20 protein-coding genes are annotated in these 21,714 nt (G+C 41.4%); 1 reads left to right on the forward strand and 19 read right to left on the reverse strand.

Translation table 11 applies throughout. The features are described 5' to 3' along the window. Positions 1-8 precede the first annotated feature (8 nt). Genes pglD through galE form a run of 15 tightly spaced genes read right to left on the reverse strand, consistent with a single transcriptional unit; the run spans position 9 to position 16,946 of the window. A complete protein-coding gene (gene pglD / locus CYP77_RS01485) occupies positions 9-599 on the reverse strand; it encodes a UDP-N-acetylbacillosamine N-acetyltransferase (RefSeq protein WP_103567248.1) in 591 nt (196 codons plus the stop codon). Then, positions 586-1,191, reverse strand: a complete 606-nt coding sequence (gene pglC / locus CYP77_RS01490; protein WP_103567247.1) for an undecaprenyl phosphate N,N'-diacetylbacillosamine 1-phosphate transferase — start codon at positions 1,189-1,191, stop codon at positions 586-588. Before pglC ends, pglD begins: the two co-directional genes overlap by 14 nt. Further along, positions 1,184-2,299 carry a N,N'-diacetylbacillosaminyl-diphospho-undecaprenol alpha-1,3-N-acetylgalactosaminyltransferase gene (gene pglA / locus CYP77_RS01495; protein ID WP_103567246.1) on the reverse strand — a complete coding sequence of 372 codons (1,116 nt, stop codon included), beginning with the start codon at positions 2,297-2,299 and terminating at the stop codon, positions 1,184-1,186. Before pglA ends, pglC begins: the two co-directional genes overlap by 8 nt. A gap of 2 nt (positions 2,300-2,301) precedes the next feature. After that, entirely contained in the window at positions 2,302-4,401 is a 2,100-nt protein-coding gene (locus CYP77_RS01500; RefSeq protein ID WP_103567245.1) for an STT3 domain-containing protein, read from the reverse strand. Further along, positions 4,394-5,518, reverse strand: coding sequence for an N-acetylgalactosamine-N,N'-diacetylbacillosaminyl-diphospho-undecaprenol 4-alpha-N-acetylgalactosaminyltransferase (gene pglJ, locus CYP77_RS01505; RefSeq protein WP_103567244.1), 1,125 nt, complete (start codon positions 5,516-5,518; stop codon positions 4,394-4,396). Before pglJ ends, CYP77_RS01500 begins: the two co-directional genes overlap by 8 nt. Then, positions 5,515-6,558, reverse strand: a complete 1,044-nt coding sequence (locus CYP77_RS01510) for a glycosyltransferase (RefSeq protein WP_103567243.1) — start codon at positions 6,556-6,558, stop codon at positions 5,515-5,517. Before CYP77_RS01510 ends, pglJ begins: the two co-directional genes overlap by 4 nt. Further along, a complete protein-coding gene (locus CYP77_RS01515; protein WP_103567242.1) occupies positions 6,555-7,613 on the reverse strand; it encodes a glycosyltransferase in 1,059 nt (352 codons plus the stop codon). Before CYP77_RS01515 ends, CYP77_RS01510 begins: the two co-directional genes overlap by 4 nt. Further along, positions 7,610-8,542: a glycosyltransferase family 2 protein gene (locus CYP77_RS01520; protein ID WP_103567241.1), complete on the reverse strand. Its 933-nt coding sequence runs from the start codon at positions 8,540-8,542 to the stop codon at positions 7,610-7,612. Before CYP77_RS01520 ends, CYP77_RS01515 begins: the two co-directional genes overlap by 4 nt. Further along, entirely contained in the window at positions 8,543-9,304 is a 762-nt protein-coding gene (locus CYP77_RS01525; RefSeq protein ID WP_103567240.1) for a glycosyltransferase family 25 protein, read from the reverse strand. Further along, a complete protein-coding gene (locus CYP77_RS01530) occupies positions 9,305-10,822 on the reverse strand; it encodes an MATE family efflux transporter (RefSeq protein WP_103567239.1) in 1,518 nt (505 codons plus the stop codon). After that, positions 10,822-12,951: an STT3 domain-containing protein gene (locus tag CYP77_RS01535; RefSeq protein ID WP_103567238.1), complete on the reverse strand. Its 2,130-nt coding sequence runs from the start codon at positions 12,949-12,951 to the stop codon at positions 10,822-10,824. Before CYP77_RS01535 ends, CYP77_RS01530 begins: the two co-directional genes overlap by 1 nt. An 8-nt stretch (positions 12,952-12,959) precedes the next feature. Next, positions 12,960-14,192: a nucleotide sugar dehydrogenase gene (locus CYP77_RS01540; RefSeq protein ID WP_103567237.1), complete on the reverse strand. Its 1,233-nt coding sequence runs from the start codon at positions 14,190-14,192 to the stop codon at positions 12,960-12,962. Further along, a complete protein-coding gene (locus CYP77_RS01545; protein ID WP_103567236.1) occupies positions 14,189-14,635 on the reverse strand; it encodes an ecotin in 447 nt (148 codons plus the stop codon). Before CYP77_RS01545 ends, CYP77_RS01540 begins: the two co-directional genes overlap by 4 nt. Further along, positions 14,632-15,954 (reverse strand): UDP-glucose dehydrogenase family protein, encoded by a 1,323-nt coding sequence (locus tag CYP77_RS01550; RefSeq protein WP_103567235.1) that lies wholly within the window; start codon positions 15,952-15,954, stop codon positions 14,632-14,634. Before CYP77_RS01550 ends, CYP77_RS01545 begins: the two co-directional genes overlap by 4 nt. Positions 15,955-15,962: 8 nt before the next feature. Beyond that, positions 15,963-16,946 carry a UDP-glucose 4-epimerase GalE gene (gene galE / locus CYP77_RS01555; protein WP_103599670.1) on the reverse strand — a complete coding sequence of 328 codons (984 nt, stop codon included), beginning with the start codon at positions 16,944-16,946 and terminating at the stop codon, positions 15,963-15,965. Between the two features lie 191 nt (positions 16,947-17,137). On the opposite strand from galE, the gene CYP77_RS01560 reads away from it, so the two are divergent. Next, positions 17,138-18,178: an LLM class flavin-dependent oxidoreductase gene (locus CYP77_RS01560; protein WP_103567233.1), complete on the forward strand. Its 1,041-nt coding sequence runs from the start codon at positions 17,138-17,140 to the stop codon at positions 18,176-18,178. On the opposite strand, the gene CYP77_RS01565 is transcribed toward CYP77_RS01560, so the two are convergent. The 4 genes from CYP77_RS01565 to CYP77_RS01580 are packed head-to-tail and all read right to left on the reverse strand — an operon-like array spanning position 18,175 to position 21,691. After that, positions 18,175-19,023 (reverse strand): DNA ligase, encoded by an 849-nt coding sequence (locus CYP77_RS01565; RefSeq protein ID WP_103567301.1) that lies wholly within the window; start codon positions 19,021-19,023, stop codon positions 18,175-18,177. The two genes, CYP77_RS01560 and CYP77_RS01565, sit on opposite strands and share 4 nt — an antisense overlap. Then, on the reverse strand, positions 19,023-19,601 hold the full coding sequence (locus CYP77_RS01570; RefSeq protein ID WP_103567232.1) for a DNA-3-methyladenine glycosylase I: 579 nt from the start codon (positions 19,599-19,601) through the stop codon (positions 19,023-19,025). The genes CYP77_RS01565 and CYP77_RS01570 overlap by 1 nt, the downstream gene beginning before the upstream one ends. Next, entirely contained in the window at positions 19,602-20,660 is a 1,059-nt protein-coding gene (locus CYP77_RS01575; RefSeq protein WP_103567231.1) for an NAD-dependent epimerase, read from the reverse strand. It abuts the gene before it with no gap. A gap of 20 nt (positions 20,661-20,680) precedes the next feature. After that, positions 20,681-21,691 carry a 3'-5' exonuclease gene (locus CYP77_RS01580; protein WP_103567230.1) on the reverse strand — a complete coding sequence of 337 codons (1,011 nt, stop codon included), beginning with the start codon at positions 21,689-21,691 and terminating at the stop codon, positions 20,681-20,683. Positions 21,692-21,714: the final 23 nt, after the last annotated feature.

A 21,714-nucleotide genomic window follows, 5' to 3' on the forward strand; every position in this document is an offset into this window, starting at 1 on the left:
TTTTAAATTTATAACTTAGCGCGCTCGCATGCAGGCACGCCATACGCCTTTATGCCGTCCTTTATATCTCTAACGACCACGCTTCCAGCGCCTATGATGCAGTTTTTACCGATATTTATGCCTTGAATGACGCTTGAGCCAATGCCAACATGCGTAAATTCGCCCACGCTCACATTTCCAGCAAGAGCTGCATTTGGGCTGATGTGAGCAAATTTACCTATCACACACTCATGCTCTATCACCGCACCAGAGTTTATGATAGCGCCCTCTTTTATGCAAGCTTTTGCGTTTATCACGGCATTTGGCATGACAACCACACCTTTTTCTATCACAGCACTCTCGCTCACAACCGCGCTTTTATGGATCAAATTTACTATCTCAAAGCCAGCATCCTCTACCTTTTGGCTGATCTTTTGCCTTGTTTTATTATCACCTATGGCTATTATGATGTCAGCTTTTTCAAGCTCTGGGCTAAATTTACACTCACTAGCATCATCTAAAAAAGCTATCTCATCATAGCCATTATTTTTGGCGATGTCAGCGATCACAAGGCCATGCCCACTCGCTCCGTAGATGTAAATTTTCTTAGTTTTTGCCATTAAATTTCTCCGTCGTCGCCTGCCCTTCTTTGCTTACACCACTTCGTTTTAGCACCTTTTCTATTGTCTGCAAAGCGATCTTTACATCAAGCATAAAGCTTAAATTTTGAGCGTAATAGACGTCATACTCAAATTTTTTCTCCCAGCTTATGGCATTTCTGCCATTTACCTGCGCTAGGCCCGTGATACCAGGGCGCACGTCGTGGCGGTGCTTTTGCGTTTCGTTGTAGATGGGTAGATACTCGACCAAAAGCGGCCTTGGTCCGATAAAACTCATATCGCCTTTTAGCACGTTAAAGAGCTGTGGCAACTCATCAAGGCTAAGTGAGCGGATCAGTTTGCCAAATTTACCAAGACGCTGATCATCTGGCAAGAGCTCGCCATTTGCGTCACGCTCGTCACTCATCGTCTTAAATTTATAAATTTTAAAAATTTTCTCATTTAGCCCTGGTCTTGCCTGTGTAAAAATGACGTCGCGGCTTACCTTAAAATAGATAAATATCGCGGTTGCTATGATGATAGGCGATGTTAAGATGAGCAAAAACAAAGCTCCCAAAATATCAATCACCCTCTTTAAAAAATTTCTATACATCTATAAATTTCCTATAAATTTCTATATATCTTTTTGCGATTTGCTTCTCGTCAAACTCACTAACTGCCCAGTCCCTGCCATTTGCTCCAAGCTTAGCGCAAAGCGCTTCGTCATCAAGTAAAATTTTTATCTTACTAGCAAGATCGCTTGCGTCTTTTACCTTACATAAAAGTCCGTTGTAGCCCTCTCTTACAGCTTCATTACAGCCTGTCACGTCACTTGCAACGACTGCTTTAGCCATGCTCATAGCCTCTAAAACCGTTCTTGGAAAGCCCTCTTTATAGCTTGGCAAAGCCAGCAAGTAAGAAGCTTTTAAAAGCTGTGGTATGTCGTTCCTAGCGCCAAGATATCGCACTTTGCCACCTTTTAAAAAGCTCTCGTCTGCGGTTGATTTATTACCAGCAAAGCCCTCGCCCACAAAGACAAATTCGCAGTTTTTATAGCCATTTAAAATTTCTGCTGCCTCGTAAAATTCACGAACGCCCTTGTGCCACATGGCTCTGGCGATCATTAAAATAACCTTTTTTTCACCCAAGTCCGCCGCCTGCGTGATAGCTGGGTCAAATTTAGCAGTATCGACGCCGACACTTTTTATGCGGTACACTTTGCTTTTATCTATCAAATTTTTAGAGATCAGATAGTCTGGATCTGCGTCATTTACGAAGATGCAAGCATCAGCCTTTGCAAAAGAGAGCTTATAAAGGCTCTCCATGACAAAACGCACGGCCTTTGTCTTAATATCATCATCGATATAAAAGCTACCAAGGCCCTCAACCAAATTTATCACGTGCTTTATGCCAGCGTTTTTAGCAGCAAATGTGCCAAAGACATTTGACTTGTGAGCGCCAGTTTGCAGCAGGTCTAAATTTAGCTCGCCTAAAATTTGAGATAGTTTTTTTGAGTTATTTATCACGGTTAGCGGATTTAGGCTCGCCTTATCAAGCTCGTAGGTGACGGTGTGAAAGCTTTTAGCAAGCTCATTAGTGAAATTTCCTTTTGGAGCGATAGCAAAAACCTCATGCCCCATATCTTTTAAAGCCTGCATGATAGGGCGTCTAAAAAAGTGTATGCTCATATCAGCGTGGCTTAAAAATCCTATCCTTGCCATATCTACCTCTTTAGCCTATAAACTTTTGCCGCCCCATCAAGTATGACTGACTCAAAGACCTTAGGATCGTATCTTTCAAGCACGAAAAGCTGTATGTAGGCGCTATTTAAAATGCTCTCATCAAGGATGATGAATCTGCCATAATCCCTCATAAAAATGACAGAAATGTTTGAGCTTTCATTATTTTTATACTCTTTTACATTTAGCTTGCCAGCCTCGTTGTAGTCGGTCTCTATGAAAGATCTTAGTGGTAAGACATTGCCATCATAGATCAAATTTGTGACATCACTTGTTAGAGTAAATCCACCACTTAGCCTAATGCCCTTTTCGCTTTGCGAGATCGCTCTTGTGGTGATGAAAAGTCCGTTGTTTAAATTTTTACCACTTTTTAGATCGATCTTACTAAACTGCAAAATGGTCGGGAAGATACTAAGCATCCTATCTGGTAGGTAATAATATATCTCTCTGCTCTTTGCTGGCAGGCTAAAATTTGCCTCTTTTATCTCGCTAAAAAACTGATCAACGCTTAAATTTCTATCTTTTAAAATTTGAGCCAAGTTGCCATTAAAGTGCTCTTTGAAATTTCGCTCCGTATACTCAACATCAAGCCTTGCCATATTTGCCGAGCTCATCTCGTCGCTTCCAAGCGCAAAACTCACGGCAAAATTTTCACGTCCAAGGTGCTTTCCGCCGTCAATTAGCGTCTTAACATCGCTGTAATATCTAATCGGATATCCATAGTCCCACCACGCAACCACGTAGTCTTCGCGTCCTGCGATGCTTTTTAGCTTATTTAAAATTTCAACCTCTTTATTTACAAAGACTGGCTCAGCCTTGTAGCCATAGATGTGAATGAGCGCTGGAGCAAGCACAAGAGCCGCTATGAACGCTCTTATGAGATTTAAAACGGCCTCTTTTAGCTTTAAATTCGCAAGCACGAACTCCACTAAGTAGCCAAAGCCAAGCGCCATGATAGGCACGGCGTAAATGGTAAATCTAAGGCCGCTTTTAAAGGCTAAAAAGCCAAGTGCGAGCATACCAAGCGAGACGGCAAATGAGCGGTGTTTAAAGCAAAAAAGAGCAACGCCTGCAAGCGAGATCAAAAATGTGATGACATTTGCGCTGATCCTCTCGCAAAATAGCATAAAATCAACGACGCTTGACTCTTGGATAGTTTGATTGACATTAAAAAAATGAAAGCTCATACCACCAACTTCAGGCGCATCTCTAAAGACGTAAAATTTAAGTTGAAAGATTATCGGATTTAGCCCGCCACGGACAACAAAAACGACAAAGATAATTGCCAAAATGCCAAGAGCAATTTTTAAATTTATCACCTCTTTTTTAAATAGGCAAAGTGCGTAAATAGCGATAACAGCGATAAATTTAAGAGTTAGATCAAGATTAGAAATGGCAAGTAAAAGCAGTGAAATTTCAAGGTAAAAAAGTGGATTTTTCCTATCAAAAATGAGCGTGTAAAGTAAAAATAGTCCAGTTAAAATGCTAATAAGCGAAAAGGCGCTCATATACCACCACATATAGATAAGCACGCTTAAAGGTGCTATTATCAGGCTCTTTGCGTCCTTTTTCTCAAGCACTCTAACAAGTCCCCAAACGACAAAAACGCTAAGTGGGATGATGAGCATGTCAGTGTCGTAATATCCTGCCATTGTGCGGTTGTAGTAGCTATTTGCGATCACTGCAAGAAGTGCAGCTATGAAGCCAGCCATTTTTGCTTTGTATTCATTTGCGATCAAGATAACAGGCACAGCCACAAGCGACGAAAAAAATACACTCATATAAATCATCGCCGTCTCGAGCTTGACGCCCAGAAATTTCACGATCCAGTAAGTAAGTGTCGAGAGTGGATAGCCGTAGTAGCTAAGGTCGTTTTCCTGGTGAAAGCCAGCTAACATATCCCTTGCGCCCTCGGCAAATGCATAGCCATCGTTTGTGCTGATCATCAGCTCGTTGTTCCAGAAAAAGACTGGATACTCGCTCGCCCAAAAGACCCAGTAAAGCCTGCAAACCATGCCAAAGATGACTGCGGCAAATATCATAAGGTATAAAGAGTAATTTTTAAAAAATAAATTTCTATTCATTAGGATTTTCCAAAAATTTTATAAGCTCGCTCGCTATGTTTTCACTATCAAAAAATTTAGCCCGATTATACGCAACATTTTCAAAATTTTGCCTTATTTCTGGCTCGTTAAGCACTTTTATCATCGCCTCTTTCATCGCATTTTCGTCATCAACTGGCACTAAGATGCCAAACTCGCTATCGCCCAAAAGCTCCTTTGCGCCGCTCTTGTGCTCGGTTGAGATGATAGTTTTTTCGCATGCTAGTGCTTCCAAAAGCACATTTGAAAAGCCCTCAAAACGCGAGGCACAAAGCAAGCAAGAGGCGTTTTTTATATGCCTAAAAGGGTTTTTATCAGTGCCAAGAAGCTTTACTCGCTCGCCCACGCCAAATTTATCTATCAAATTTTGCAGCTCATCTTTTAAAGGCCCTTTGCCAAGGATGCCAAGCGTGGCGCGAGGGTCGTTAATCGAAGCTATTATTTTTATTAGCATGGCTTGATTTTTACCGCTATCAAGGCGACCTATGTTTATGAAAAATGGCTTAAAGTCGCTCTCAAGCGGCTCATCTTTTAGCAAATTTATAGTTTTTAGATCAAGGGCGTTATAAAGCACCTTTGTTTTTGCTTCGCTCATGCCAAAATTTCGCACCAGATCCTCTTTGTTGCCAGCTGCATTTGCGAGGATTAGATCAGCCTTTTTATAAAGATGAGTGAGTAAAAATTTATTAACTCTGCCGCTTAGATCGTCTTTATATAGGATCGATGGACAGCTTCGCTCGCTGATAACCAGCCTAGCCTTTAGCCCTAAAATCCTAGCAACCCCAGCGATGTAGCATGGACGGTTCATCAGCACAAACTGCGTGTCGATGCCTAAATTTTGGCAAAGATTTTTATATTTAAAGGCAAGCATTGGCATCGCTAAAAAGAGCCTTGCAAGCTTCTTTAGCCCGCTCTCGTAAGGATCGCTATTTTCTATAAAGTGGATTTGCACCTCGCTTGGGATCTCGTAGGCGATGACCTTGCTCATTAAGATGAGATAAACTTCATAACGTTTGACCAAAAATGGCAGTAAATTTGCCACATTTCGCTCGGCCCCACCAGGTCCCATCGAGTATAAAAAAACGGCTAATTTTTTCACTTGCTAACAACCTTTTTTATAAATTCTCGCCACTGCTTAATGATATTTTCTTTACTAAATAAATTTGCACTTTCGCTGGCGTTTTTTGCTAGTTTTTGCCTTAAATTTTCATCTTTTAAAAGCATCTCAAGTTTCTCTTTTAGATCATTTGCGTCGCCATTTTTAAAGATAAGCCCGTCAATGCCGTCATTTATAAGCTCTCTTGCGCCCACGGTGTCGCTACTTAGCCTAGCGCAGCCAAATGCACCTGACTCGATTAACACGTTTGAAAGCCCCTCGCTTCGTGAGCAAAGAGAGAAAATTTTTGCCTCGCTGTAAAGCTTTGTAACGTCGCTCATGTGACCTAGAAATTTGATGTTAAGCCCTAAATTTAACGCCATTTGCTTTAGCTCACTCTCTTGCCTGCCACTGCCTGCGATCTTTATCTCCCAGCCACCAAGCAAGCTCTTATCTACCTTACTAAGCGCCTCAAAATAGATATCATAGCCCTTTACCGCCTCAAGCCTTGCCACACTTAAGATGACGTTTTGCTTCTCGCAAATTTCAGGCACGTCGATAAAAAGTGGGTTGTGGATGACCTTGCAGTTTTTGGCAAATTTATAGTAGTCGTAGTCGCTTTTACTTAGCACGCTTAAACCATCTACAAATTTATACGAAAAGTCGCGCATAGCGCTTGCGACTTTACTTTTTAAGTAGCTATGCTCGTGGTGCTCGGTTGCTATTAGTTTGCTCTTTAGCCCAGCATTTGCCAGCACACAAGCGACATTTGTCCAGTCGATAAAGCTAATTATGAGATCAGCCCTTTGCTCTTTAAAAAGCGCTCTAAGAGCGAGGATTTTTTTAAATTTTAAAGCAAGCCCTGAACCAGTGACGCTAACATTTATGATATTTATCTTTTCACTAAATTTATAAAGCCCAAGGTCCTCTTCAAGCAGGGCGATAGTGATCTCATTGTCCTTGCAAAGCTCATTTGCAAGCACGTTTAGCACGCGCTCGGCTCCGCCGTTTCTAAGCGCAGCGATGACAAAAAGAATTTTCACTTCACACCTCCAAGCCTTAAAAGCTCCAGCCATTTTTTATAAATTTGCTCCACGCTAAACTCATTAAGTCTAGCCCTTGCATTTTTAGCAAATTCGCCCATTTTTGCCTCATCTTGCACCAAATTTGCAAGCTTTTTACTCATATCATCAACGTCATTTATCTCACAAAGCAAACCATCAAAGCTATCTTTTATAAGCTCTTTTGCCCCGCTAGTTTTTGTCGCAACCCGCACGCAGTCATAGTTTATCGCCTCTATCAATGTGTTTCCAAGACCCTCGAAATTTGAGCAAGAGAGTAGCACCTTTGCCCTTTTATAAAGTGAGGCGATGTCGCTTACATTTCCTAAAAACTCCACCTCTGCACCCAAATTTTTAGCTAAATTTTCTAAATTTACCCTCTCGCCGCCATCTCCAGCGACAGCAAATTTATAGCCGCTTTGTTTTAAGCTTGCAGCCACTCTTACAAACATTTCGCAGTTTTTTATCTTATTTAGCCTGCCAACAAAGATGACTAAATTTTCTTTAGTAAAGCTTTCACTGTGTATCTCTTCAAAGAGCGGGTTGTAAATTTTCATCACATTTTTGCAAAATTTCGAGTAGTAGCCAAGATCCTCGTCGCTTAAGACGCTAAGTGCGTTTGCAAATGGATAGCTAAGGCGTCTTAGCACCTTAAAAATGGCTCTTTTTGGCGCAAGGTAGTTTGTGTGCTCGCTTATAATAATAGGCGTTTTTAGCCCAGCTGAGCTAAAGAGTACCAAGGTATTTACGGCGTCTAAAAAGGATATCACAGCGTCAAATTTGCCCTCTCTTATGAGCGCTCTTAAAGCAAGTACCTTTAAAACTCTCTTTTTTAAATTTCCAACCAAGCCAAGCTCATCAGCCCCAACGCCTAAGTTTATGAGCTTCACGCCACTTGCTAGCTCGTAAAATGGCTCATCTTTGTCAAATTTAACAAGGCTTACATCGTGATCCATGCTAAATCTTGATGCGATCACCGCGCAAACTCTCTCCGCACCGCCACTTCTAAGCGTTGATGTGACAAATAAAACCTTCATACGCCAAACCTTTGTTTTATCTTTACTCTAAGCTTTGAAAGTGCTGGTAAAATGCCACTTGGAAGTGGGCTAAGCAGCAAAAATATAAGCGCCTCTTTGCTAAATTTAATGCTAATGCTTTTAAAGATACAACTTAACATTAAGCCGTATTCGCCTGCTATTTTGGCGTAGTAAGCGGCGTTTTTATACTGCATAGCTAGAAATTTTGGCTCATTTTTGATAGCGATGTCGTAGTGCAAATTTGCTGTTTTGATGTAGGCATTTGCGACGTTTAGAGCGTGCTTACTGGCATTTAGCGTCGCACTATCGCTTCTTGCGATGCGGTAGATGTAAAGTGGCTTTTTAAGGTAGAAGACATTTTTTTCAAAAAAGCGGATATAAAGCTCGTTTTCGCCGCCAAAACTGCTCTCATCAAATCTAAAGCCGTCTATAAATTCACGTGAAAAAAGCTTAAAATACTCGCCATTTATCCGCCCACAGTGATAATCAACCTTACTCATCGCACCACTCTTGCTATATGGGCTTCTACCAGCCACGACCTCGGTCATCACGCCATCTTTCTCGCAAATCGCATCTGCAAAAACGCACGAATACTCGCCACTTTTTAAAATTTCATAACACTGGGCAATCGCCTCTGGTAAAAGCTCATCGTCATCGTCAAGCAAGCAGACAAACTCGCCTGTTGCGTTGTCAAAGCCGTTATTTTTATTGCCATTTGGGCTCTTTTTGTGAGTGGTGTTTTTTACAAATTTGATCCTTGCGTCGTTAAAACTCTTACAAATTTCTCTCGCACTCTCGTCATCGCCATCGTCCGTTACAACTATCTCTAGGTTTTTATAGCTTTGAGCTAGAGCGCTTTTTATGGCCTTTTGTAAAAGCTCTGGACGCTTATAAGTCGCGGTTACGATGCTAATTAATGGCTCGCTCATTTAGCCCCTTTTAAAAATTCTCTCATAGCCTTGAAGCTTTTCAAGGCGTGAGAAAAGTATAAATTTAATTGTTTTTATATAGGCCTTTAAATTTGCACTGTATCCCCTCTCAAGGCGCTCGCCCTCGATGTTTGAGCCGCTTAGATCAGTTGGGTGTGCAAAAAGGTCGCAAAAATACATCTGCATGCCATTAACGCCTAGCAAATAGTCCCAAACATCGGTCGTACAAAGCGCATTTTTGTGAATTTCAAGCAAATTTTTAGCGCTTTTTTTGGTTAGCACATAAGCCCCTGCTCTATAAATGCTTGAAAATGAGTGCTTTGAGACCTGCCAAAGCGGCCTACTTAGGCTAGCATCCACCTTTTTGCCAAAGGCGCTAAACCTGCCCTCCAGTCCATCTTGCATGCCACATATCAGCACGCTGTTTTCAGGCATCTTACTAGCTGCTAAAAAGGCCTCTTTTATCGCCTCATCATCTCCGATCACGTCATCTTCAAATATGAGTGCAAATTTCGCATCACTTGCTAAAAATGCCTCATAAGCTTTTACGTGCGAGAGCGAACAGCCAACCTCAGCAGGGCTTAAAACCTTGCCGTAAGCTTTAAATGATGGCGAAATGATCTTGTAGTACTCCCTCGCGTTTAGCTCCCTGCCATCGACTGCGTCTATTAGATTAAAGCTATTATAAGAGCTAAATTTCTGCTGCAAAAGCTCGCGCCTTTTAGTGTCTTTTGCCAAAGAGATCAGATAAATTTCATTCATTTAAGACCTTTTAAATTTTTTTAAAATTTTACGCCAGACTATGCCTCGCTCGAAGGCATTAAAAAACAAAAAATATCCCAAAACATAAGCTGCGCTGGCGTATATCGCAGCAAAGATGGCAAATTTTAGCCAGTTATCTAGGCTCACAAAGTCCTTGCAGGCAAACATCGCAAGCACGCAGAGCGCAAAAACGGCTAAATTTTTAAAATAAACCCCGTAAAACGTGGTGAGCTTCACCTCTAAATTTAAAGCAGCATTTATAAGGTCAAAGCCAAGAATTCTTATGCTATAAAAAATGGCTGCGACGATGACGATACCATAAACGCCGTAGTCACTAAATTTAAGCAGTGCGATCTGCGCTATGATCGTGCTAACGCCAAGGATAGTGTTGGCAATGGCTGGTCGGCGAAGCTTGTTTGTCGCGCTATCAAGGTTAAAAAGCGAGAAAACAAAGCTTATAAAGACAATGGGCACTAGCGTAATCATCGAGACGTTGTAGATAAATTTGACCTCATCTGCGCTTTTAAAAGGTAGCCAAAGCGTGTAGAAATCCAGCCCAAAAACGACGAAAAATGCGGCTGGAGCGCTCATCACAAAGGCGATCACCTTCATCGAAAATTTAGCCTCGTTTATGAGGTCCGTGATCAAATTTTTAGAGTAAAGCTCGACAAATTTTGGCGCAAAGATACCGCTAAGCTGCGCTACAAAGCTCTCCAGTATGATAGGGGCGGCCTTGGCGACTGAAAGAAGACCCGTGGCGTTTGCATTTACAAAAATGTTGCAAATAAATAGGTCCATGCCTGTTAAAAGTATGCGATTTAGCGCGTTAAAGCTGTTCCAAATGCCAGAGCTTAAAAGCTCTTTTATCTTAGAAAAGTCAAATTTATTAAGGCTAAATTTTAGCTCCGGTGTGATGCGAGCCGACATAAAAATGGTGCTAAAAAAGACAAAAAGGCTAGCAACTAGCGCTGAAATGGCGATGTATGAAATGAACGGCTTAAAAAAGAAAAAGAGTGCCACGATAAGGGCTGCTAGGATCGCGCTTGAGATGGCATTTCTGATGGAGAGCAGGTAAAGCTTGTTTGTCACAAAGGCGCAGACCGTCAAAACGCCATTAAATAGCCCAACGCAGAAATTTATAAAGTAAAAAACAAGGGTCATTCTCACATCAAAAAGTAAATTTTCAGGGACGTTTAAAAAGCTTTGCAAATTTAGTATGAAAACAGAGCTAAGCACTACGACAACGGCGCAAAAGAAGATATTTACAACAAGCACTGATGAGTAGTAGGTGTTTGCAAGGCTTAGATCTTTTTTGTGCCACGCATGAGCGACGAAGCGGCCGCTGACTGAGTTTATGGCTACACTTACGACTGCGGCGTAGCTAACGATGGCGTTGCTAAGGCCTACAAAGCCAAAAGCCTCATTGCCAAGGCTTTTTAAGATAAATGGCGTAAGAAAGAAATTTATGCCCATTGATACGACAAAAACGACGATAGAGCTTATTAGATTGATTAGCATTAGACTTTTAACCTGTAAATTTTTACGCCACTTGAGATGACAAATGGCTCAAAGTATCGCTCATCGGCTCGCTCAAATATAAAAAGCTGTACAAGAGCTGAATTTAAGGCATTTTCATCAACTAAAACCACGCGCGCATAGTCCTCTAAAAACAAAACAGAAATTTTCGCCTTTTCATTGATAGTTTTTTCATCTATTTGTAGCTCTTTGCCAGAGCCTTTTATCTTATAAAAGGACTTTACAGCCACTTTTTCGCCATTTTGTGTGATAAATTTTGGCTCTTTTAGTGGCAAGATATAGCCATTTCCAAGATCTATGCCAGCCTCGCTAACGCTATTTATAGGACTAATGTAGTAAAAAAACTCCTCTTTTGACTTCTCGCCACTCATAACGTCAATGTAACTATATCTAAATATGTTTGGAGCGATATCTATCATATCTGGCACAAGATAGTAAAAAACCTCTTTTTTTGCTGCTGGCAGAGTGAAATTTACGCTTTTAAGCTGGTTTAAAAAGAGGTTTAGATCGCTTGTATTGTGATCTTTTAAAATTTCTTCTAGCGCTCTACTCTTTTTCTCAAACGAGATGTCGCTATACTCGCTCACTACTCTAGCTAGCTTGGCCGAGGTTGCCTCATCTTTTCTTAAAGCAAGGCTAACAAAATAGCCGTTCTCACCGCCTTGTCTGCCAGGATCATTTAGCGTCTTAACATCAGCAAAGTACCTTACCGCATATCCATAATCCCACCACGAAAGCACGTAGTCATCGCGCTTAGCAGTCTTTTTTAACTGATCAAGCGCTGTTGCCTCTTCATGCGTGATCAAAGTATGAGGTCTATAAGAGTAGGCGATATCTAAATTTGGAGCAAGCGCAGCAGCTGCAAAAATAAAAAAGGATAAATTTTTAAGAGAATTTCTAAGATCAAATAAATTTAAAAAAAAGTGTAAGAAATATCCAAAACCAAGTGCAACAAGTGGCGTTATATACATAGCAAATCTAACTCCGCCAAATAGCGATAAAGCGCCAAGTCCAAGCAGTGGCAAACTAAGTAAAAATGGGCGAAATTTAAAACAAAGCGTCAAATAACCAATCGCTGCAGCTAGTAAAATAAGGATATTTCCAGCCATGAAATAGACAAAATATAATGGGCTAGTGCTTTTTACCTCATCAATTAGCGTGTATTCGCTTATAAAGTGAAATTTACTTGCAACCTCTGAGCTGCTTTTTAAAACGTAACTGCCAATCTTTGAGATGATAAAATCAAAACCGCCAAAATAGATAAAAATAGCTAGCATAATAGCTAGAAAAATGCTCAAATTTCTAGGTGAAAGTAGTTTTTTATATTTGCAAAAAATGGCGTAAAATAAAGCAATGACCGCTAAATTTAAAATCAAAATTTTGTTTGCAATGAGTGGATCTTTTGAAAAAATATTAAAACTAACAATGCTTATAAACATAAAAAATATCGCTTGGTAGTTTTCTGTCCTGCTTCGCATAAAAGCAAGCGTGTAGAGAAAAAAGATAAAGATAATGCTCAAAATAAGGGCATAAGAGCTTTGATACCACCAAAGATAAAGCGATACAAAAAACCCTGGTAAAACGATAAATTTTAGTTCATTTGCGTTTAAAAGCCTGATCAAAAGATAGATGATAAAAAGCGCAAACGTGACATTTAGCATATCGCTATCAAAGTAGCCAAGCGACGTTCTTACAAGATAGCCTGGCAAGATAACGCTCATAAATGCAGCCACAGCTCCAGCTTTTAGAGCTTTAAACTCATTTGATATCAAGATAACTGGAAGCGCGATAAGAGGTGCTAAAAGCGCACTCATATAAAACATCACGCTTTCGATCTTGAAAGGTAAAATTTTGCAAATATAAAAAACTATGGTTGAGATTGGGTGATTAAAGGGGCTAAAGTCATTTTGCTGATGAAAACCAGCCAGCATATCTCTAGCGCCCTCTGCGTAATAGTATGCGTCATTTGTCGTAAGCATAAATTCGCCATTAAAGTAAAACTCTGGCATATCCTTTGCCCACAATACCCAAAGCATCCTAGCTGCAAATCCAAACAGATAAGCAGCTAGAAAGATAAGTAAAATTTTACAATTTACGCTTACTTTGTGCACTAAATTCCTTACAGCCTAGCGTCAGCCTCTGGGTAGATATTTTTTATATCATAAACCAAGTGGCCTTTTAGGTTGAGCTTTTTAAATTCATTGTGAGCTACGGCGATCACGATGCAGTCGTAGTCGTCTAGGTTATACTCTTTTACTAGATCAAAGCCGTACTCATGTTTTACCTCAGCGCTATCAGCCCAAGGATCAGTCACATCGACCTTGCAACCAAAGTCTTTTAGCTCATCAACCACGTCTATAACGCGAGAGTTTCTTATATCTGGGCAGTTCTCTTTAAATGTCATACCAAGAACAAGCACGCGCGCTTTGTTGATAAGCACGCCTTTTCTTATCATTAGTTTTATCACCTGATCGGCTGCGTATCTGCCCATATCATCGTTGATGCGGCGACCTGCTAGGATCATTTCAGGGTTGTAGCCCACTTCTTGAGCTTTGTGAGTTAGGTAGTATGGATCTACGCCGATGCAGTGACCGCCGACTAGACCTGGACGGAAATTTAAGAAATTCCACTTAGTGCCAGCCGCCTCTAAAACGTCGATAGTGTTGATGTGAAGCTTTTCAAACAGCATCGCAAGCTCGTTTATAAAGGCGATGTTGATGTCGCGTTGGGTGTTTTCGATGACCTTTGCAGCCTCTGCTACTTTGATGCTTGAAGCTTTGTGAGTGCCAGCTGTGATGATAGAGCGATATACTTCATCGACCTTGTCAGCGATCTCTGGAGTTGAGCCACTTGTGATCTTTTTGATCTTAGTTACCGTGTGCTCTTTATCCCCTGGGTTTATGCGCTCTGGAGAGTAGCCGCAGAAGAAGTCTTTATTAAATTTAAGCCCGCTCTCTTCAAGAAGTGGCACGCAAATTTCTTCTGTAACGCCTGGATAAACGGTGCTCTCATAGACAACGATGTCGCCTTTTTTAAGCACTTTTGCTACGCTCTGGGTCGCTTTTACCACTGGGGTTAGATCAGGGCGTTTGTTCTTATCTATCGGAGTTGGGACGGTTACGATGAAGAAGTTGCAGCTTCTGATGTCATCTAAATTTAGGCTAAATTTCATGCCATTATCGATAGCTTTTTTCATCTGCTCGTTGCTAAGTTCAAGCGTTCTATCATAGCCACTCTTAAGCTCTTCTATACGTTTTGCATTTACGTCAAAGCCGACTACTTCGTACTTTTCACTAAAAGCTGCTGCTAGTGGAAGTCCCACATATCCAAGTCCTACTACTGCTATTTTCATTTCTCTTTCCTTTTTAAAATTTTTGGTTTTATTGTTTCTACACGTTCATAAATTCTTATCTCTGCGCTTACACCTTGCGGAGTTACGATCCTTATGGGGCTAGCGCCAGGCAAAATTTGAGTAAATTCATAATAAATTTGCCTCTTTTTATTTTTGCCGTCGCAAGATTTAAGTGGCACATCCTCTGCACTAAATTCATAATAAACCCCGCTTTTATCCTCTTTTTTATCTAAGCCTCCGCCCTCTAGCATAGCAAATTCGCAATCCGTTTGCACCTCTTTAAAAAATGCAGCTTCATATTTAAAATAATCATTCGGCATCTTTGAGATAGGTAGCTCAAAAACCTGCTCTTGCATTTTTGCTTTGTTTTTACCTGCCGTTTCGCTAGCTAAGAGCGTAAAAGGCAGCAAGCAAGCTACAAGAAAAGATAAAATTTGCTTCACGCTTTGACGCCTATTTGAAAATACTTAAAGCCATACTCGGCTAAAGCTCTGGCGTTATACTGGTTGCGTCCATCAAATATGACAGCATTTTTTAGCCTCTCTTTGATCTCCATAAAATCAGGCGATCTAAACTCGCTCCACTCAGTCACAAGCACCATAGCATCGGCATTATCAAGAGCATCATACTTATTTTTAGCATATTTTATATCTAAATTTGGCATATATTTTTTAGCTTCTTCGCTTGCTTTTGGATCATATGCCACCACTTTTGCGCCAGCTTCATTTAAAAGCTTTATCAAAGTTAGCGAGCTAGCTTCTCTCATATCATCGGTATTTGGCTTAAACGCAAGCCCCCAAAGCGCGATCGTTTTGCCCTTCAAATCGCTGCCAAAGAAGTTATAAATTTTCTCAAACAGCACTCTTTTTTGAGCCTTATTTCTTGACTCGACCGCGTTTAAAAGCTCTGGCTCAAAGCCGTTTTGTCTGGCTGTGTAGATGAGTGCCTCGACATCCTTTGGAAAGCAGCTGCCGCCGTATCCGCAGCCTGGGTATATGAAGCTATATCCGATCCTTGAGTCGCTACCGATCCCCTTCCTTACTAAATTTACATCAGCTCCCACACGTTCACAGATATTTGCTATCTCGTTTATAAAGCTTATCTTGGTTGCTAGCATCGAATTTGCAGCGTATTTTGTCATCTCGGCTGATTTTACATCCATGCAAATGAGCCTGTCGTGATTTTTCATAAATGGCTCATAAAGCTCTCTCATCACGCTAAAGCCCCACTCACTGCTAGCTCCGATAACTACGCGGTCTGGCTTTAAAAAGTCCTCAACCGCCGCGCCCTCTTTTAAAAACTCTGGGTTTGAGACTACTTCAAATTTGATCTCTACATTTCTCTTTTTAAGTTCACTCTCGATCACCTCATGCACCTTAGCTCCAGTGCCCACTGGAACGGTTGATTTATCGACTACGATTAGTGGTTTGCTTAAATTTTCTCCGATAGATTTCGCAACTGAAAGGACATATTTTAAATCCGCCTGTCCATCAGCGCCCATAGGCGTGCCAACCGCGATAAATAGTACATCTGCATGCTCTAGCGCCTCGGTTATCTGCGTGCTAAATTTAAGCGAGCCATTTTTATAGCACTCACTCACGATATCAGCAAGCCCTGGCTCATATATAGGCACGACGCCGTTTTTTAGTGCCTCGATCTTTTTGTTATCGACATCAACGCAGATCACGCTGTTGCCCATCTTAGCAAAGCATGCGCCACTTACTAGTCCAACATATCCAGTTCCAATTACAGCTATTTTCATGTTTTCCCCTAAATTCTCTTTTCCCACTCAAGGGCAGTTTTTATGATGAGCGCTAGATCGTCTCTCTTTGGCCTCCAACTTGTTAGCGAGCGCAGTTTGCTTGCGTTTGAGATGAGGATAGCTGGGTCACCGTCCCTTCTTGGCGCATTTAGCACTTTAAAATTTACTCCGCTTACTTTTTTTGCGGTCTCGATGACCTCTTTTACGCTAAATCCCCTACCATATCCCACGTTAAAAGTTTCGCTGCCATTTTGGCTGATATACTCCAGTGCGCTTATGTGGGCATCTGCTAGGTCGCTAACGTGGATGTAGTCTCTAACGCATGTGCCATCTTTTGTCGCGTAGTCATCGCCAAAGATACCCATGCTCTCGCGCTTGCCAAGGGCTGTTTGCACGGCTACTTTGATAAGGTGCGTGGCGTTTGGATAGTTTTGACCGATAAGCCCCTCTTCGTCTGCGCCTGCTACGTTAAAATAGCGTAAAATCGCAAATTTGAAATTTTCATTTGAAGCGGCGTAGTCTTTTATGATCTGCTCGCTCATTAGCTTGCTTCTGCCGTATGGATTTATCGGATTTGTAGGCGTTGTCTCACTCACCTCCGCCACGTCTGGCTCGCCATAAACTGCAGCAGTTGAGCTAAATATAAATTTATTTACATTGTAAGTTTTTGCGTATTTTAGCACCCTTGCGACGTTTGCGGTGTTGTTTAGATAGTATTTTAGCGGTTCGCTCATACTCTCAAAGACCTCGATAAACGCTGCAAAATGAATGATCGCTTCAAATTTACCATTTGCAAAAATTTCGCTCAAATCATCCTCTAAATTTGCATTTATAAATTTAAAATTTCCTATCTTTTGGAGTGCCTCAAGTGCTTTTTGTGAGCCCTTGCAGAGATTGTCGATGATGGTTATCTCATCTTTGCCTTGCTTTAAAAGTGCTTTTACTACGTGGCTGCCGATATATCCAGCTCCACCTGTTACTAAAATTTTCAAGTTTAAGCCTTTCATTAAAAGTGTGTAATTTTATCAAAAATAGAGTAAAGCAAAAGTAAAGCAAGATTAGTTTTTAAATTTTGCTTGAACGCTGCGTGGATAGGTCTTTGCCTTTACAAATTTAAAATAGACTTACAATTTATTTTAAATTTAATCTTTATAATCTCTCACATACAAAAAAAGGATAAAAAATGAATCTCTCAATCTTAAATTTACTACCGATAAAACAAGGCGGTGACGCAAAAGATGCGATAAATGCGGCCGTCAGACTGGCTAAATTTGCCGAAGATATCGGCATAAATCGCTACTGGGTCGCAGAGCATCACAACATGCAAAATTTAGCTAGCTCAGCCACGCAGCTCATCATCACACACATCTTAGAGCACACAAAAAGCTTGCGTGTGGGCTCTGGCGGCGTGATGCTACCAAACCACAGCCCCTACTCCATCGCCGAGCAGTACGCCACTCTTGAGGCACTATTTCCAAACCGCGTCGATCTTGGGCTTGGCAGAGCTCCAGGGACTGACCAAGAGACAGCTGCAGTGCTTAGACGAGGCACAAGAGAGGTAGAATTTGATATGCAAATAAACGAATTAATGGACTATTTTAACGCCAAAAGAGCCGTAAAAGCCTATCCAAAAGTAGACAAAATTCCGCCTATTTACATACTTGGTTCAAGCATATATAGCGCATATGTGGCGGCTGAGTTTGGTCTGCCTTACGCCTTTGCGTCGCACTTTGCACCACGTGTGCTAGAAAAAGCGGTAGAAATTTATCGTCAAAATTTCAAACCATCGCCCTTTTTAAAAGCGCCCTATGTCATCGCAGGAGCAAATGTGATAATAGCCCAAAGTGACGAGCTAGCGAAGAGTTTGGCAACTACGCAAACGCAGTTTTTCTTAAACGTAGTAACTGGTGAAAAAGAGTATTTGCAGCCACCAAAAAAGGACAACGACGAGGTCTTTGCAATGAGCGGCAAAACAGGTGCCAAAGCTCCGCATTTTGGGCCTATCGACTTTAGGCAAATAGAGCTAAAAAATAGAGAAAGAAGCGTCACGGAAGAGATGATGGCGTGCTCTTTCATAGGCTCAAAGCAAAGCGTTAAAGAGCAAATTTTAGAGTTTCAAAATAGACTTGAAGTCGATGAGATCATGGCTCAAAGCTTTATTTTTGATGAAAGGGCGCAGCTTGACTCTTTTAGGGCATTAAAAGAGATCGCGGATGAAATTTAATCCTCCCTAACCCTTAAAAATATAGGAAATCTTGGCTTGCCATTAGAGGTTAAATTTTGAAATTTATATGTGATGATAGAGCCTATCTTTGGGGGATCTTGACGATTTTTGTCGCTTAGTCCTGAGCCTATTTTAAAGATAGTGCCCTCTTTTGGCTCGTCAGCTTTTTCTTTATCATCTTTGCTGCCAAGCGCCTTGCAGGTGAGCGAGCCAGCAAGATTTGCGTATTTGCCGCTGCCTTTATTTACGGCGATAACCTCACACTCGGCGTCTTTAAATTTCTTAAATTTGAGCGCATTTTTACTTCGTTTTCGCTCGTATGGCGCATTTGGCTCACGCACCACTGCACCCTCACCGCCTTTTGCGATGATATTTTCAGTAAATTTTAAAAATTGAGCGTTATCGCGCATTTTTATCTGCTTTATGATGATCAAATTTTGATTTGGCTCATTTTTTAGAAATTTAGCCAAAATTTCCAGTCTGGTAAGTAGTCCGCCGCTCGCCTCTGGCACGTCAAAAACGTGAAATTTAAGCCTGCTCCACGCCTTTTCATCTGGCAGTTTATCCATCACAGTAGCCTGAATTTCTTCAAATTTAAGCTCATTTGCATAAAGCTCGCCATCAAGTGCAAATTTTGGGAAATTTTTAATAAAACTTAGCGGTGCATTCAATTTTTTACCCTGCCTTGAGAGCAAATTCTCTCCGTCCCAGTAGGCACGCACGCCATCAAGCTTCTCGCTAGCTAACCAGCCACTGACGTTTTGATCTTTAAATTCGCTAAGGCGCAGCAGATCGAGAGAAAATGCAAAATTTAAAAGCACCAAAAGTGCAAAAATTATTCTAATCAAGCCTTGCACTTGCAAAAACAATAGTCCAGATGATCGTCTACAACGCCCACACTTTGTAAAAAGGCATAGGTACTAACAGAGCCTAGAAATTTAAACCCTCGCTTTTTTAGCTCCTTTGCCACAAAGTCCGACATAGGCGTAGTAGCTGGTACTTGCTTAATGTCTTGATAGTGGTTTATGATCTGTTTGCCATCAAATTTGGGGTCAAATTTCTTTAGCAAATGTCCCCACAAATAGTCATAAAAGCTGCCAAATTCTTGCGTTACGGATAAAAATGCAAGGGCGTTTGTGGAAAGCGATTTTAGTTTTAGTCTATTGCGTATCAGCCCCTCGTTTTGCATAAATTTAGCTATCTCAGCTTCGCCATAAAGCTTGATCTTTTCAGGATTAAAGCCGTCAAACGCCGCTCTCATAGCCTCTCTTTTTTGAAGCACTCCATGCCACGAAAGACCCGCTTGAAAGCCCTCCAAAACTATCATCTCAAAAAATTTTTTATCATCTTTTATGACTTTGCCCCACTCATTATCGTGGTAGGCTATGTCAAGCTCGCCCTTGGCCCACTCGCAACGTCTCATTTAAATTTTGATCCCGTAAAACTCGCTATACCACTCGACAAATTTAGCCACGCCGTCGTTTACTTTTGTGTTTGGCTTGTAGTCAAAGTCAGCCACCAAATCGCTCACATCTGCAAATGTCGCTGGGACGTCGCCTGCTTGAAGTGGGAGGAAATTTTTCTTGATCTCACGACCGATCTTTATCTCAACTGCCTTGATGTAGTCCATGAGCTCGACTGGGCTGTTGTTGCCGATATTATAGACCTTAAACGGCGCTTTTGAGGTGGCAGGGTCTGGGTGCTTTGCGTCCCAAGCTGGATTTGGCTTGGCTGGGTTGTCGATGCATTTAATTATGCCCTTTACGATGTCGTCCACGTAGGTAAAGTCGCGCTTCATCTTGCCGTAATTGAAAACATCGATGGTTTTATCTTTAAGCGCAGCATCAACAAACAAAAATAGCGCCATATCAGGGCGTCCCCATGGTCCATAAACCGTAAAAAAGCGAAGCCCAGTCGTTGGCACGTTAAATAGGTGACTATAAGTGTGCGCCATCATCTCGTTGCTCTTTTTAGTCGCTGCGTAGAGGCTTATAGGGTGATTGACCCCCTCGTGCGTAGAAAATGGCATGTTTTCATTTAAGCCATAAACCGAGCTAGAGCTTGCATAGACTAGGTTTTTGATCTCGTTGTGGCGGCAGCACTCTAGGATATTCATAAAACCTGTGATGTTGCTGTCTATATAGGCTTTTGGGTTTATGAGTGAGTAGCGAACGCCAGCTTGTGCGGCTAAATTTACCACTACATCAAATTTTTGCTTCTCAAAAAGCTCTTTCATCGTCTTTTCATCAGCAAGGTCTGCTTTTATAAATTTTAAATTTGGATGTGTTTTTGAGGTGATAAGTTTGCCATAGTCTATCTCGCTCACGTCAAAACCAGCCGTTTTTAGGCGTGCAAGCTTTAAATTTACGTCGTAATAGTCATTTATCACGTCATATCCAACGACCTCATCTCCGCGTGCCACAAGGGCATTTGCAAGGTGAAATCCTATAAATCCAGCTGTTCCAGTTACTAAAATTTTCATATTTTTCCTTTCATTTTGACTTATTCGTCGTCTAAATTTATCTCAGGCACTTTCTCTTCAAAAAGCGTCTTGCTCTTTGGCTCTTTTGGCTTTAGATCGCTTGCTTTTTTAAGCAAACCGCCCAACATATCGCGGTTTAGCTCGTCTTTGCTAATGGGCCTTACATCATCAAATTCACTAATTTCCAAAGCCTCTTTATCTACCTTTATCTCGTAGTCTAGCTTGCCAGAAATTCTTTCTAGCTCGTCGCTTATCGCAGTGCAAAAGACCTCAGTGTATCCCCTGTGAGCGCAGTTTTTGGCTAAAAATTCGCTCATCACGTTTAGGTGATTTATGTAGTCATCTTGCAAGATATTTGCCTGCAAAAGCTCAAATTTCAAAAAGAGCCAGTAGGTGTTAAGCACGTCGCTTTCGCAGTATTCGTTTATCTTATCAAGCTCGCCTGCGTAGTATAGCTCAAGCACCTGATCGCCGTGCACGTCGTATTTGCCAGGTAAATTTAAGCTAGCGCAAAGCGTATCGAGCTTTAGTCCCCTAACGCTTCCAAAATCGCTTATAAAATCAAGCAGATCAAGGTGAAATTTAGGCGAATACCTTGCCCTATAGTTTTCCCATTTATTTTTGTTTAGCTCTTTGTTTTCACTCTCGTAATAAGCCGCCGCATTAAGGTTGTAGCGCATCGCACGTACCATAAGCATTGGCAGGTCAAAGCCACGGCCGTTAAAGCTAACAAGCCTTGGGTTATAATCATTTATAAATTTTAAAAATTTAGCGATGATCTCGCGCTCGTCCTTGCCCTCCATCGTGCTAACTTTTAAAAATTTGCCGTACTCATCGGCCATCACCGCAGAGATCGCGACCACTCTATGAAACATCACGGGCAAAAAGTCGCTACCACTGGCCTCTTTTTGCAAGGCCATCGCCTGCACGCTCACATCTTCGTCGCTTCCGTCAATGCCGTAAATTTTTCTTATCAAATTTGCATCAGGTATCGTCTCGCAGTCAAAGACGCAGATGTAACTTTTCGCCATTTTAGCCCTTTTTTAAGCATTTT

Source organism: Campylobacter concisus, assembly GCF_002913865.1.
Lineage (GTDB): Bacteria > Campylobacterota > Campylobacteria > Campylobacterales > Campylobacteraceae > Campylobacter_A > Campylobacter_A concisus_AM.